Genomic DNA, 14,011 nt, shown 5'->3' with positions numbered 1-14,011 from the left:
CCCTTCCCGCGCTCACAGGCCGGTGCGTTCGACGCGGGCCGTGCGGGCGTCCTTGCGGACCTCGAAGCGGACCGGGATCCGCTCGGCGAGCGCCGGCACGTGGGTGACCACGCCGACCATCCGGTCGCCCCGGGCGGCCAGGTTCTCCAGAGTGGCCGCCACCGTGTCGAGGGTCGCCGCGTCCAGCGTGCCGAAGCCCTCGTCCAGGACGATCGACTCCAGGCTGGCCGCGCTCGTGGACATCCCGGCGAGCTGCTCGGAGAGGGCCAGCGCCAGCGCCAGCGACGCCTGGAAGGTCTCCCCGCCGGAGAGCGTGCGCACCCCGCGCCGCAGCCCGGCGTCGTGGTGGTCGACCACGAAGAACTCGCCCTTGTCGTGCACCAGGTCGTACTGGCCGCCGGAGAGCTCGCGCAGGATCCGCGAGGCGCCGTCGACCAGCAGGTCCAGCGCCTCGGCCAGCAGCCAGCGCTCGAAGTTGTTGGCCCGTAGGTGCCCGGCGAGGGCGCGGGCCACCCGGGCCTCCCGCTCGTGGCCGGCCCGCTGCTCGCGCAGCTCGGCGGCCTGCTCGCGGCGCTCCTCCAGCCGGCGCAGCTCCGCCTCGGCCCGCTCCACCGCCACCGCGGCGTCGCGCTGCGCGTCCCGCGGGGCGGGCAGCCCGGCGGCGTCGAAGAGCCCGCCGATCCGCTCCGCGACCTCGCCCGCCGCCGCCTCGGCGGCGTCGACGGCGGCGGCCAGCCCGTCCCGGTCGCCGCGCCGCCGGCCGGCCTGCTCGCCGGCCCACTCGGCGAGGACACCCCAGGCGGCGGCCACGTCGTCGCGGTCCGCCGCCGGCGGGCCGAACCGGGCCAGCCCGTCGCGGACCGTGTCGAAGTCGCGCCAGGCCCGGCGCAGCCGCTCCTGCGCCCCGTCGAGCGAGCTGCGGGCCCGGCGCGCGGCGTCGCGGCCCGCGCGGACCGCACCCGCCGCCTCCTCCAGCGCCCGGCGCAACCGGGCGTGCTCGGCCAGGGCGCCGCGCAGCGCCTCCGGGGTGGCGGCGCCGGCGAGCTGGCCGTCCAGCTCGGCCAGCCGGGCCCCCAGCTGGTCGTGCTCGGCCCGGGCGCGCAGCAGCACCCGGTCCAGCTCGCGGGCGGCCGCGTCGCGCTCCTGCACCACCCGCTTGGCGGCCTCGCTGGCCGCCCGGGCCGCCTTGCCGGCCGCGAGCGCCCGGGTCACCGCCGACCCCTTCGGCACGGCCGGCACCCGCGCGACCGGCTGCTCACAGACCGGGCAGGGCGCGCCGTCGACCAGGTGCGCCCGCAGCGCCACCGCCTGGTCGACGGCCTTCGCCTCCTCGTGCGCCCGGAACGCCGCCTCCAGCTGCGCCTCGGCCCGCTCGGCCTCGGCCCGGGCCGCGGCGAGCGCCCCGGCCGCCGCGTCGTGCTCGGCCTGCGCCGCGTCCACCGCCGCGCGGACCGCGGCCGTCTCGCCGGTCAGCCGCTCCCGGTCGGCATGGGCCTTCAGCTGGAGACGCAGCGCACTCTCGTCGCCGGCCGCGGTCAGCTCGCCGCGCAGCTTCTCCTCGCGCTCCTCGGCCAGCCCGACGGCGGCGGCCGCCTCGTCGGCGGCCGCCCGCGCGGCGGACACCGCCCGGGCCAGCTCGGCGATCCCGTCCGGCGGCCGGACCCCGGCCAGCACGGTCAGCTCGGCGTCGAGCGCCGCGAGCGCCGCCGCCTGCTCGCGCGCCGTCGCCCGCACCCGCTCCAGCTCCGGTACGGCCGCCGCGACCGCCCCGGCCAGCTCCCGCATCCGGTCGACCCGCTCCCGGGCGGCGGCCAGGCTCCCGTCGTCGACGTCGGCGAGCCCGCCGAGCACCTTGTCGACCGCCTCCAGCTTCGCCTCGGCCTGCCCGGCGCGCTCGGTGGCCTTCTTCTGCACCTCCTCGTAGATGCCCAGACCGAGGAGGTTGACGAGGATCTGCTGCCGGGTGGCCGGCTTGGCGTGGAGGAAGTCGGCGAACTGCCCCTGCGGCAGCACCACGCAACTGGTGAACTGCTCGTACGGCAGCCCGACCGCATCGAGCACCGCCTGCTCCATCTCGGCCGGGGTGCCGGCCACCACCTCGCCGAGGTCCTCCGGGCTGAGCCCGGTGTCGAGCTTGGTGACGTCGAACCCGGGCGGCATGAGCTGGAGCCCGGCGTTGGCCGTCTTCACCGTGCCCCGCCCGTCCCGGCGGACCACCCGGGTGGCCACGTACCGGTCGCCGGCGGACTCGAAGACCAGCCGCACCCGCGCCTCGGTGGCGGACGGGGCCAGGGCGTTGGCCAGACCACGCGTGCCGCCCCAGCGGGGGACCGTGCCGTAGAGGGCGAAGCAGATCGCGTCGAGCACCGTCGACTTGCCCGAGCCGGTCGGCCCGACCAGCGCGAAGAAATCCGCGTCGGTGAAGTCGACGGTGGTCTCCTCGCGGAAGACGGTGAAGCCCGCCATGTCCAGCCGCATCGGCCGCATCAGTGATCAATCTCCTCGAGCAGCTCGTCGAAGAGGTGCCGGACATCCTCGTCGGCGTGGCCCCGGCTGCCCAGGTAGTCGGCGAACAGCTCGCGCGGCGAGCGCCCGGCCCGCTGGGCGGTGCGGGTGCCGCTGCCCGGTGCGGGCACCAGCTCCGGGTCGATCCGGATCTCCAGCGCCCGGGGGAGCAGCTCCTGCACCTCCTCCCGCAGCCCGGCGCGGGGCTGCTCGCGGACGTAGACCCGCAGCCAGCCGTCGGGCGCGTCGATCTCGGCGAGCTGGGCCAGGGTGCCGCGGACCGTGCGCAGCGGGACGGCGCCGGGCACCGGCACCTCCCGGATCTGCGCGGCGGTCGTCGCGGTCACCTCGACGATCGTCACCGACGCGACGTTCTCCTGCTCGCCGAAGTCGACGGCGAGCGGGCTGCCGCTGTAGCGGACCGGGCAGGGGCCGATCACCCGCTGCGAGCGGTGCAGGTGGCCCAGCGCCACGTAGTGCGCGTTGCCGGGGAACACGGTCGCCGGCACCGCGTAGCCGAGCACCGTGTGCGCGTCCCGCTCGCCACCGCCGGTGCTCGCACCGACCACGGTGAGGTGGGCGGTGACCAGGTGCACCCGGTCCGGCTCGGTGAACCCCTCGGCCAGCCGGGCGAGCACCCGCCCGAGGTGGTCGGCGTAGGTCTGGTTGGCCTCGGCGGGGGTCAGGTCGTACATCTCCACGGCGCGGACGGCGTAGCGCTGGGAGAGGAAGGGCAGCGCGGCGACCTGCCAGCGCTCGCCGTCGCGGGTGGCGCCGTCGATGACGTGCTCGGCCGGGTTTTCCCGGACGCTGCCCCGCAGCGTGATCCCGGCGGCCTCGGCCCAGGGGCGCAGCGCGTCGAGCGCCGCGCCGTTGTCGTGGTTGCCGCCGATCGCCACCACGTCCGCGCCGGTGCGGCGCAGCGCGGTCAGCGCCCGGGTGACCAGCCGGGTCGCCTCCGGGGTGGGCGCCGCCGTGTCGTAGAGGTCGCCGGCCACGATCACCAGGTCGGGCCGCTCGACCCGGGCGATCTCGATCACCTGGGCGAGGACCTGCTTGTGCTCCTCGGCCCGGGACTGCCCCTTGAGGACCTTGCCGACGTGCCAGTCGGAGGTGTGCAGGATCTTCATGGTCAGCCCTCTAGAACGGGATGTCGTCGTCGGAGGTCCCGGAGCCGACCACCGCGAACGGGTCGGCCGCCTGGGTGATCGAGCGCAGCGTCTCCGAGGGCGCCCGGCCGGCCTCGGAGACCCGGGTGGCCCAGGCCGGGAAGGGGAACTCCAGGCAGAGCGGGACCGGGATGTCGGGCTGGTTGACGAACATGGTGCCCGGCTTGGCCAGCAGCGCCCGCTGGCGCTGGGCGGGCGGGAGGAAGCCGTATTCCGGTCGGGACGCCTCGGCCGGGTCGAGCCGCCCGACCACCCGGACCGCCGAGTTGGTGACGATCCGCCGTTCCACCTCGCTGGCGGTCTGCTGGGCGCCGACCAGGATCACCCCGAGCGAGCGGCCCCGCTCGGCGATGTCGAGCAGCACCTCCTTGATCGGGGAGGAGCCCTCCCGGGGCGCGTACTTGTTGAGCTCGTCGAGGACCACGAAGAGCAGCGGCTTCGCGGTGCCCGCCTTCTCCTTGCGCTCGAACTCGCTCTTGAGCGTCACGCCGACCACGAAGCGCTGCGCCCGGTCCGGGAGGTTGTGCAGGTCGACCACGGTGACCTGGGCGGACTCGGCCGTGTTGATCGAGTGCGGCCGGCGGGTGGCGAGGTCGCCCCGGATGAGCCGGGCGAGGTCCTTCTTGCTGCCGATCAGCCGACGCGCGAACGCGTTGACCGTGCCGAGGCCCACCGCGCTGCCCGCCCACTCGCTGCGGGTCTCGTCGTCGTTGAGCTGCCCGACGACGTGGTCGACCAGGTCGGCGTAGGACCCCAGCCGCACCCCGTCGATGCTCACCCCGCCGTCGGCCGGCTGGGCGTATCGGGCCAGGTGGGCGGCGACCGAGTGCACCACCATCGTGTACTGCTGGCGCTCGTCGTCGGCGTCGGCGAAGACGTAGGGCAGCAGGCGGTCGGCGCAGAACTCGCTCAGCGTCCAGTAGAAGCTGTCCACCCCGGTGAGCCGGCTGCTCACGTCCGGCGTGCCGGAGGAGTCGCCGACCCGGGGCGGCGCGTAGACCCGGACGTCGGGGAAGGCGCCCGCGTCGAGCCCGAGCTTCGCGTAGCCGGCCCGGGTGGCGTCGTCGAGCCGGGTGTTGGGGTGGTCGAGGAAGAGCAGGTCCTCGCCCTTGACGTTGAAGATCAGCGCCTTGGCGTTGACCGCGTCGCCGCCGAGCACGCCGGAGCGGAAGACCGAGTAGAGCAGGAAGGTGGCGAAGCTGGTCTTGGTGGCCACGCCGGAGATGCCGGAGATGGACACGTGCGCGCCCCGGGTGCCGTCGAGGAAGTCGGCGTTGAGGTAGACCGGCACACCGTCGCGACCCATGCCCATCGGGATGCGCCGCTCCATCCGGTCGAAGTGCAGCGCCCGGGCCCGCGCGTCGCCCTCGGCCCGGTGCACCACGGCGCCCGGGGTGGGCGGCACGTAGAACTCGGGGTCGACGCGGGTGGTGGTGATCTCGGCGGCCTCCTGGACCTGGGCCGGCAGGGTGCCGTCGGCGATGGCGAACACGTCGGAGTCGAACTGCGCGCCCTCGTGGCGGGCGCGGACCTGGGTGACGACCCCGGCGATGGTGACCGGCTCCCGGTCGGGCAGCTCGCGGCGGGTCACCACGACGTCGTCGAGCTGGAGGTAGCTGCCCGGGGCGACCGCCGTCCAGAAGGTGAGCGGGGTGGCGTCGGCGGTGCCGAGCACCCGGCCGACCCCGTCGCCGGGGCCGTCGAGCAGGTCGTCGGTCATCGGCGGTCTCCGGTCGGCTGGTCGTCCCGTTCGCGGCGCACGTCGTGCATCCTGCCCGAGGGATGCGACAGGTTGCCACGCGACGCGGCGGACGCCACCTCGCCGGTCCGCCGACCGTGCGCAGAGACGCCACCCGCTGACTCTCCGTACGCCCCGGTCGGCCATTCCGGCACCACCGGGTCGTCTCCCGGGGGATCCTGCAAGGGGCCGGAGGACGGAAGGCACGAGGAGCGGCGGTGGAAGCAGTCCGGAACCGGACCGCGTTGCTGCTGGCGCTCGCCGTGCTGCCGCCGGTTCTGCAGGAAACGGTGGTGGTGGGCATCGGCTTCCACGGCGCCCGGGGGCTGGCGCCCCAGGTGACCGCGGTCTGGCCCTACGACTCGTTCCACGACCTGCGGTGGCTGCTGGTCTACCACGACTCCTGGTGGAACTTCGGGCTCGGCCTGGTGGTACTCACCGTGTTCCGCGGGCTGCTCTCCGCCGGGCTGACCGCGCTGGCCTGGCCCGCGCGGGTGGCGCGCCCACCGTTCGGCTGGCTGCTGCGGCGGAACCTGGAGGTGGCCGCCCTCGCGCTGGTCATCATCTCGCCGTGGGCCGCCATCTCGGTCGCCTTCTCGGCGGTCGCGCTCTCGCTCTACCTGTTCGCCTCGCTCGCCCCGATGCTGGTGCTCGCCCCGTTCCTCCAGCGCGCCGGCGTGGTCGGGAACTGGTGGCGCGGCCTGCCCACCATCGAGCTGCTCGGCTGGTCCGTGCTCAACTTCGTGGTGCTCACCGTCGCGGGCGCGGTCATCTCCAGCACGTCGGGCTGGTGGGGCGTCCCGGTGGCCGCGCTGGCCGGCCTGGCCAACGGCCTGCTCTGGCAGCGCACCGTGTCGGCGGCCGTGCTGCCGGCCCGGATCCGCCTGGCCCGGGCCCCGGTCGCGCCGGTGGCCATCGCCCTCACCATGGCCGCCGCCGTCGGGTCGCAGTCCCTCGTCGGCCTGGCGACGGGTCCACCGCCGGAGTGGCTGCCCCCGCTGCTCACCGAGCGGCTACCCGACCGGGTGCCGCACGCGGTGATCGCCATCGCCGGACACGACTCGCAGTGGAACGGCCGGCAACCGGCGGACCCTCGGGTGGAGCGCTTCTCCTACCGGGGTCTCGACCGGCAGAAGCGTCCGTTGCCCTACCGGCCGCAGGACACCCACCAGTCCCTCGACTCCAGCGCGGTGCTGCTGGCCGCGCAGATCGACGAGTTGCACCGCCGGACCGGCCGGCCGATCGCCCTGCTCGGGTTCAGTGAGGGGGCCATGGTGGCGCGGACCTACCTGGACCGGTGGGCGCAGCCCCTACCGGTGGAGGCGGTGCTGCTGTTCAGCCCGCTCATCCAGCCCGGCCGGGCCTACTACCCACCCCCGGGTTACCGCGGGTGGGGCGTGGCCGCCGGCTGGGAGCTGCGGGGGATCTTCTGGCTGGCCAACCTGGGCCGCGAGGTGAAGAGCACCCCGGACGAGCCCTTCGTCCGCTCGGTGCTGGTCAACGCGCCCTTCTACCGCAACCGCACGCTCTGCCCGGTGGCCGGCGTCCGCATGATCGCCTTCCTGCCCACGGTCAGCGCGGCGGAGGCGCCGCCCGGCGAGTACAGCCGGATCCCGGTGTTCCAGATGCCCGCCCTGCACGGAGGGCTGATCGGCGAGCGGCTCGCCCAGGAACGGCTGGTCGACTTCCTCGCCGGCGACCGGGTCGACGAGCCGCGCCGGGAGTACCGCCTGTTCCAGCGGCTGGGCGCCGCCTGGCAGGCCCCACCGCTGCCGTTGGCCCTCAACCCGGTGTGGGCGGCCGCCCGGGAGGGCGACCCGGCCTTCACCGGCCGGATCTGCGAGCCCCGCTGACCGGCGGCCTCACCCCGCCCGGCCGGCGATCCGGCGGTGCCGGAGCAGCAGCCGGATCGCCGCCGCGTCGACGGCCGCCACGATGAGCAACCGGATCGGCGCGTACGGCAGCATGAGCAGGTCCAGGGCGATCGCCAGCGCGGCGCAGCCGATCGCGACGGTGGCGGCGCCCCGCCGGCCGGTGACCGCCACCAGCCCGGCGACCGCGACCGCGGCCCCGACCGTCAGCTGCAGCCACGCCCAGAAGGTGAGGTCGACCTGGTGCATGCCGCCCTCGCCCAGCACCACGAAGACCCCGGACCGGAGCATGCCGTACGCGGCCAGCATGTCGACCAGGCCGGTGGCGACCAGCAGCCCACCGGCGAGGACCGGGCGATCGGTCCGCTCCGGCGCCGTCCCGGTCGCCTGCGGTGTACGCATTCCCCGAGGTTACGGCGCTGATCAACGGCGGGTTCGCGAGACGGCGCAGCCCGACCCGGCGGGGCGCGGTTCCGGTGCCGGAAGCCGCGCCCCGCGTCGTTGCCTCAGCCGTCGGCGAGCACCGCGCGCAGCCGGGCGGCGAAGGCCGGCGGGTCCTCGGCGAAGCCGATGTGCCCGCCCGGGAACATCGTCGGCGACGTGTCCAGCGCCGCCGCGAGCGCCCGGGAGGCGCGGTCGCAGACCTCGCCGGTCGACCGCTCCCCGAGACCGACGACGACGCGGGTCGGGCCGTCGCGCAGGGCGTCGACGTCGGGGCGGAAGCGGGTGGTCCCCCGGATCATGTGCAGGTACTGGAAGTGCTCGTCGGCCGCCGCCTGCGGGTCCGGCTCACCGCCGAACATGCCCAGCACCACCTCCTCCGGCAGGTGGATGTTCGCGCTGGCGAGGAACTTGCGCCCGGCGCCGAGCCGGTCCCCGGCGCGGTAGGTGGCGATCATGTCGTCCTCGCGGGCCAGCAGGTCCGCGCGGTCGGGCAGCAGGCCGAGCAGCGGCGGTTCGTGCGCGACGACCGTGTGCGCCAGCGCGGGTCCCGCCTGGGCCAGGGCCAGGACGGTCACCGCGCCGCCGCTGGACCCGAGCACGGCGGCCGGACCGGCGTCGACGTGGGCGAGGAGCCGGGCGACGTCGTCGGCGCGCAGTTCGGGGGTCGAGTCCTGGTGCGGGTCGTGCAGGACGCTGCGGCGGATTCCGCGCGGGTCGGTGGTCAGCACGGTGTGCTCGGCGGCCAGCAGGTCGGCCAGCGGCGCGAAGGCGTCGGCGTCCATGGGGGCGGCGACCAGGGCCACGAGCGGGCCCCGGCCGCGCACCTCGTAGTACAGCCGCCCGTCGGGCACCGCCAGGGTGCCGGTGGTGACGGGCGCGGTGGACATGCTGCTCATCGGGTCCTCCAGGGTCGTGACGGGCGAGCCGTTCACCTTCCTGACTCCGGTGCTGCGGCAGAATCGTCGGTCGTGAGCGTCAGTTCCCCGGCCGCCGCCGGGTCTTCCGACCGGGCCCCGGTCGACGAGGCCGCCTTCACCGCGCTCGTCGCGCCGCTGCGCCGGGAGCTGCACGCCCACTGCTACCGGATGCTCGGGTCGGTCCACGACGCCGACGACGCCCTCCAGGACGCGCTGCTGCGGGCGTGGCGCGGGCTGCCGACCTTCGCCGGGCACGGCTCGCTGCGCTCGTGGCTCTACACCGTGACGACCCGGGTGTGCCTCGACGCCATCGCCGGCCGGGCCCGCCGGGCGTTGCCGGTCGACCTCGGCCCGGCCAGCGACCGCGCCGTGCCCGACAACCGCCCGGTCCATGACGTCGCCTGGCTCGGCCCGTACCCGGACAGCGGCCTCGCGCCCGGCCCGGTGGCCCCCGGCGCGCGGTACGAGCAGCGTGAGGCGGTCGAGCTGGCCTTCGTGGCCGCGGTGCAGCACCTGCCGGGCAACCAGCGGGCCGCGCTGCTGCTCTTCGACGTCCTCGGCTACTCCGCCGCGGAGATCGGCGCCATGCTGGGCGCCTCGACCACGTCGGTGAACTCGGCCCTCGCCCGGGCCCGCCGGGTGCTGGCCGAGCGGGTGCCCGCCGCGACCCAGCAGCGCACCCTGCGGATGCTGGACGACGTCCGGCTGCGCGAGGTGGTCACCGGCTACGCCACCGCCCTGGAGAACGGTGACGCGGACGCCCTCGTCGCCCTGCTCACCGAGGACGTCACCTGGTCCATGCCGCCGATGCCGCACTGGTACCGGGGCGTCGCGGCCGTGCTGGACTTCGCTCGGTCGGCGCCGCTCGGCCCCTGCGGCAGCTGGCGGCACCTGCCCGCCGCCGCGAACGGCCAGCCCGCGGTCGCCGGCTACCTGCGCCGGGGCGGGACCGGCCGGTACCTGCCGTGGTCGGTCGACGTGCTGACGCTGCGGGGTGACCGGATCGCGGGGATCACCTCGTTCGTGGGCGCGGCACAGGTCGCGGCGTTCGGGCTGCCGGACTCCCTGCCGCCGGCCCGCTGACCCCTGCCCGCAACGCGGTGCGGGCCGAGCCGGCCGGGCTACGGCGCGGGCCCGTCCGCTCCGCCGTGGCCGGCTGTCCGCGTACCCCCTCCGGTCGTGGAACGGGCGCGGCGCCCTCGGTCAGGCGGCCGGCGCGGCGCCGGCGGGCGGCGCCCCGTCGGCCTCGCGGGCGTAGCGCAGCATCAGCACGCCGTCGGCGGCGGCCAGCACGTGGCGCAGCGGCAGGTGCCGCGGCGCGCTGCCGGCCCCGGCGGTGATCCGGCCCGGGCCGGCCCCGGCGAGCAGCGGTGCCACGGTCAGGCACAGCTCGTCGACCAGGTCGGCCGCGGTGAGCGCGCCGAACAGGTGCGGACCGCCCTCGCAGAGCAGCTGGCCGAGCCCGCGCCGGCGCAGCTCGGCCAGGCCGGCGGCCAGGTCGACCTGTTCCGTGCCGCAGCGGACCAGCTCGGCCACGTCGGTGAGCCCGGGCGGCGGGTCGGCGGCCGCGTGGGTGAGCACCAGCGGCCGGACCGGCGCGTCGGCGAAGCACGCCTGGGCCGGGTCGAGGTCGAGCGAGCCGGAGACCACCACCAGGGTCGGGTATTCGGCCAGGCCCTGCTCGCGTCGCCAGGCGCGGCGCGCCTCGCCGAGCCGGACCGCCCGGTAGCCCTCGTGGCGCAGCGTGCCGGCGGCCACCACGAGCCCGTCGCAGAGCATCCGCAACAGGCCGAAGACGCGCTTGTCCGGCTCGCCGGAGAGCCCGGCGGAGTAGCCGTCCAGGGTGACCGCGCCGTCGGCGCTGGCCACGAAGTTCACCCGCAGGTGGGGACCGGGCGCGCGGCCGTAGAGCGCGGTCAGCTCCGGGTCGGTCAGCGGCCCGGTGCCGGGCGTCGGCCAGACCCGTTCGATCGGGGTTCCGACGCTCATTCGCCGGCCGGACCGGTGACCGGCGGGGTGGGTTCGGGGGTACGGTGCTGGCAGTCGCACCACTTCCGGCCTGGACACTCGTCGTGCCGCCGCTCCCGGCAGGCTCGGCAGATCATGTGGGCAGCCTATGCCGAGGAAGGATGGGACAGCATGCCGCGTCAGATCTTCCAGCTGAAGGTCTCCCTCGCCGGGGTCCGCCCGCCGGTGTGGCGGCGGGTGCTGGTGCCCGGCGGCTACACCCTGGACCGGCTGCACCGGGTGATCCAGCACGCGATGGGCTGGCGGGACTGTCACCTGCACTCGTTCGACATCGACGGCCGCCAGTACGGGGAGCCCGATCCGGACGGCGAGCTGGCGCTCCGCGACGAGCTGGACGTCCGGCTGGACGCGGTGGTGGGCAAGGGCGACCGGTTCCACTACACCTACGACTTCGGCGACTGGTGGGAGCACGACCTGCTGGTCGAGGACGTGTGCACGGCCGATCCGGACGAGCGCTACCCGGCCTGCGTCGAGGGGGAGCGCGCCTGCCCGCCCGAGGACGTGGGCGGCCCGACCGGGTACGCGGTCCTGCTGGCCGCGCTGGCCGACCCGGGGCACGCCGAGCACCGGATGATGCGGGAGTGGGCCGGCCCGGGCTTCGCGCCGGAGTTCTTCGCCGCCGACCGGGCCACGACCCTGCTGCGCCGCTTCTGCTGACCGCGCCTCCAGGCGTGCGCCCGGGAGCAACGCGGTAACGATCTGGGAACGCTCCCAGCGGTCTATTGACACCCCTGACACCTCCCGGCAATCTCATGGGAGCGCTCCCGGACGTGTGTCTCAAGCCACATCGCTCGTCGCGGCGGCGCCCCAGAACCAAGGCCTCACCACGCGACCTGCCCGGCCGACGGGCGGGCGCGAGTCAGAACCCACCACACGAGTTACCCACCTGAGAGGGGTCAGGGATGAGCGTCATGAGGCGCCGGCTCCGGATTGCTGCGGCCGCCGTGCTCGCCGCGGGCGTTGCTCTCGGCAGCGCCGGGTGCAGCAAGAAGAACGACGACGAGGGGTCCACCGGCGAGGGCGGCCAGATCAAGCTGGTCCTGCAGACCTTCCAGAACTTCGGCTACGACCAGGCCATCAAGGACTTCGAGGCGGCGCACCCGAACATCAAGGTCGAGCACCAGAAGATGGGCGAGCTGCGCGACTTCCAGCCGAAGCTGGTGCAGTGGCTCGCCGCCGGCAGCGGCGCCGGCGACGTGGTCGGTCTGGAGGAGGGCGTCCTGTTCGGGTACGTCCAGAACCCCGACAAGTTCGCCAACCTGCTCGACCTGGGCGCCGGCGAGCTGAAGGCCAACTTCCCCGAGTGGAAGTGGAACAACGCCATGACGCCGGACGGCAAGAAGCTGATCGCGCTCGGCACCGACGTCGGCGGCCTGGCCATGTGCTACCGCAAGGACATGTTCGAGAAGGCCGGTCTGCCCACCGACCGGGACGAGGTCTCGAAGCGGATGACCACCTGGCAGGACTACATCGCGCTGGGCAAGGAGTTCAAGGCCAGCGGCAAGGTCAAGGCCGCCTGGCTCGACAGCGCGACCAGCCTGATGCAGCCGTACGTCATGCAGAACTCGCAGACCTTCTTCTTCGACAAGGACAACAAGTTCATCGGCGACACCAACCCGGTCGTCAAGCAGACCTGGGACCTGGGCCTGCAGATGGCGAAGGACGGGCTGACCGCCAAGACGCAGCGGTGGAGCGCCGACTGGGACGGGGCTTTCAAGAACTCCGCGTTCGCCACCCTCCCCTGCCCGTCCTGGATGACCGAGGGTGTCATCGCCCAGAAGTCCGGCCCGGCGAACTCCGGCAAGTGGGACATCGCCAACATCCCCGGCGGCGGCGGCAACTGGGGCGGTTCCTACCTGGCCGTCCCGGCGCAGAGCAAGCACCCCAAGGAGGCGTACGAGCTGGCCAAGTACCTGACCAGCAAGGAGGGCCACCTGGCGGCGTTCAAGGAGGCGGGCGCGATGCCGTCCGACATCGCCGCCCTCGACGACCCGGCGTTCAAGGACAAGACGAGCGAGTACTTCAGCGGCGCCCCCATCGGCAAGATCTTCGGTGAGAGCGTCAAGAACATGAAGCCCGTCTTCCTCGGCGCCAAGCACCAGCAGGTCTGGGAGACCATCTTCGAGCCGCAGATGCAGGCGGCGGAGCGCAACCGGCTCAGTTCGGATGCCGCCTGGAAGAAGGCGGTGGACGAGGCCAAGAAGGCGACCAGCTGAGTCGCCGGTGACCGGCCGAGCCCACGGGGATTCGCTGCCCGTGGGCTCGGCGGCGGCGCCCACACCCGCCCCAGGGTTGTGGGCGCCGCGTCGAGGTCGCCGCCGCCCCACCTCCCGGAAGGACCCGCAATGAGTTCTACTGTCGGCGCGGTACCACCAACGCGTGCCGCTTCGCCGCCCCCGTCCGCCCCGCTGCACCGCCGCCGGTCGTACCGGCTCGGCCGCTGGGACCTCAAGTACTCCCCGTACCTGTATGTGACCCCGTTCTTCGTCCTCTTCGGGGTCTTCGGCCTCTTCCCGGTCCTCTACACGGTCTACGTCTCGCTCTTCGACTACGAACTGCTGAGCGGAACCAAGGAGTACGCGGGGCTGGAGAACTACCGCCTCCTGATGCAGGACGCCCAGTTCTGGAATGCGGCCTACAACACCCTCGGCATCTTCCTACTCAGCACCGTGCCGCAGCTCATCGTGGCGCTGATGCTCGCCAACCTGCTGAACCGGCAGATGAGGGCCCGCACGCTGCTGCGGATGGGTGTGGTCATTCCGAACATCACCTCGGTGGCCGCGGTCGGCATCATCTTCGCGCTGATCTTCGCGGACCGGTACGGCCTCATCAACTGGTTGCTCGGCACGGTGGGCTTCGATCCCATCGCCTGGCGGGACAACCGCTTCGCCTCCTGGTTCGCCATCGCCTTCATGGTCGACTGGCGGTGGACCGGCTACAACGCGCTGATCTACCTCGGCGCCATGCAGGCCATCCCGAAGGACCTGTACGAGTCGGCGTCGCTGGACGGTGCCTCGACCTGGCGACAGTTCTGGACGATCACCGTGCCGCTGATCCGGCCGACCATCCTCTTCACGGTCATCATCTCCACCATCGGTGGCTTCCAGATCTTCACCGAGCCCCTCATGTACGGCAACGGGCTGGTCCGCGGTGGCGTGGACCACCAGTTCCAGACCCTGGCCATGTACATCTACGAGAAGACCTTCACCGGGAACTCCGAGTACGGGTACGGCGCCGCGATGTCCTGGTTGCTCTTCATGATGATCATCATCTTCGCGCTGATCAACTTCGTGCTGGTGCGCCGGTCGGTGAAGGGGGACAAGAAGTGACCACCACCCA

At 74.0% G+C, this 14,011-nt stretch carries 11 protein-coding genes; 5 read left to right on the top strand and 6 right to left on the bottom strand.

Annotated elements, in window-relative coordinates:
• Positions 1-12: 12 nt before the first annotated feature.
• The 3 genes from RMN56_RS03055 to RMN56_RS03045 are packed head-to-tail and all read right to left on the bottom strand — an operon-like array spanning position 13 to position 5,394.
• Positions 13-2,487: an AAA family ATPase gene (locus RMN56_RS03055; RefSeq protein WP_313722331.1), complete on the bottom strand. Its 2,475-nt coding sequence runs from the start codon at positions 2,485-2,487 to the stop codon at positions 13-15.
• The gene (locus RMN56_RS03050; protein ID WP_313722330.1) at positions 2,487-3,635 is read right to left on the bottom strand and encodes an exonuclease SbcCD subunit D; all 1,149 of its coding nucleotides are present in this window, start codon (positions 3,633-3,635) and stop codon (positions 2,487-2,489) included. The genes RMN56_RS03055 and RMN56_RS03050 overlap by 1 nt, the downstream gene beginning before the upstream one ends.
• 10 nt (positions 3,636-3,645) lie before the next feature.
• Entirely contained in the window at positions 3,646-5,394 is a 1,749-nt protein-coding gene (locus RMN56_RS03045; protein WP_313722329.1) for an ATP-binding protein, read from the bottom strand.
• Positions 5,395-5,630: 236 nt separating this feature from the next.
• On the opposite strand from RMN56_RS03045, the gene RMN56_RS03040 reads away from it, so the two are divergent.
• Positions 5,631-7,265: a lipase family protein gene (locus RMN56_RS03040; protein WP_313722328.1), complete on the top strand. Its 1,635-nt coding sequence runs from the start codon at positions 5,631-5,633 to the stop codon at positions 7,263-7,265.
• Positions 7,266-7,274: 9 nt separating this feature from the next.
• Here RMN56_RS03040 and RMN56_RS03035 read toward each other — a convergent pair whose 3' ends face one another.
• Both RMN56_RS03035 and RMN56_RS03030 read right to left on the bottom strand, forming a co-directional pair.
• On the bottom strand, positions 7,275-7,685 hold the full coding sequence (locus RMN56_RS03035; protein WP_313722327.1) for a DUF7144 family membrane protein: 411 nt from the start codon (positions 7,683-7,685) through the stop codon (positions 7,275-7,277).
• 104 nt (positions 7,686-7,789) lie between these two features.
• Complete coding sequence (locus RMN56_RS03030; protein WP_313722326.1) at positions 7,790-8,623, bottom strand: alpha/beta fold hydrolase; 834 nt, start codon at positions 8,621-8,623, stop codon at positions 7,790-7,792.
• A 72-nt stretch (positions 8,624-8,695) separates the two neighbouring features.
• Between RMN56_RS03030 and RMN56_RS03025 the strand changes: the two genes are divergently transcribed.
• Positions 8,696-9,727 (top strand): sigma-70 family RNA polymerase sigma factor, encoded by a 1,032-nt coding sequence (locus tag RMN56_RS03025; protein ID WP_313722325.1) that lies wholly within the window; start codon positions 8,696-8,698, stop codon positions 9,725-9,727.
• A gap of 120 nt (positions 9,728-9,847) precedes the next feature.
• Here the strand turns inward: RMN56_RS03025 and RMN56_RS03020 are convergent, their stop codons facing one another.
• Positions 9,848-10,633, bottom strand: a complete 786-nt coding sequence (locus RMN56_RS03020; protein WP_313722324.1) for a pyrimidine reductase family protein — start codon at positions 10,631-10,633, stop codon at positions 9,848-9,850.
• Positions 10,634-10,783: 150 nt separating this feature from the next.
• Here RMN56_RS03020 and RMN56_RS03015 point away from each other — a divergent pair, with 150 nt between their 5' ends.
• From RMN56_RS03015 to RMN56_RS03005, 3 genes are all read left to right on the top strand, one after another.
• Positions 10,784-11,329, top strand: a complete 546-nt coding sequence (locus tag RMN56_RS03015) for a plasmid pRiA4b ORF-3 family protein (RefSeq protein ID WP_313722323.1) — start codon at positions 10,784-10,786, stop codon at positions 11,327-11,329.
• A gap of 254 nt (positions 11,330-11,583) precedes the next feature.
• On the top strand, positions 11,584-12,888 hold the full coding sequence (locus tag RMN56_RS03010) for an ABC transporter substrate-binding protein (protein ID WP_313722322.1): 1,305 nt from the start codon (positions 11,584-11,586) through the stop codon (positions 12,886-12,888).
• A gap of 129 nt (positions 12,889-13,017) precedes the next feature.
• Positions 13,018-14,001, top strand: coding sequence for a carbohydrate ABC transporter permease (locus tag RMN56_RS03005; protein WP_313722321.1), 984 nt, complete (start codon positions 13,018-13,020; stop codon positions 13,999-14,001).
• Positions 14,002-14,011 lie beyond the last annotated feature (10 nt).

This window comes from Micromonospora halotolerans (assembly GCF_032108445.1).
GTDB lineage: Bacteria > Actinomycetota > Actinomycetes > Mycobacteriales > Micromonosporaceae > Micromonospora > Micromonospora halotolerans.
Note: the sequence above shows the minus strand (reverse complement) of the source record. Positions and strands in the feature narration are given on the sequence as shown.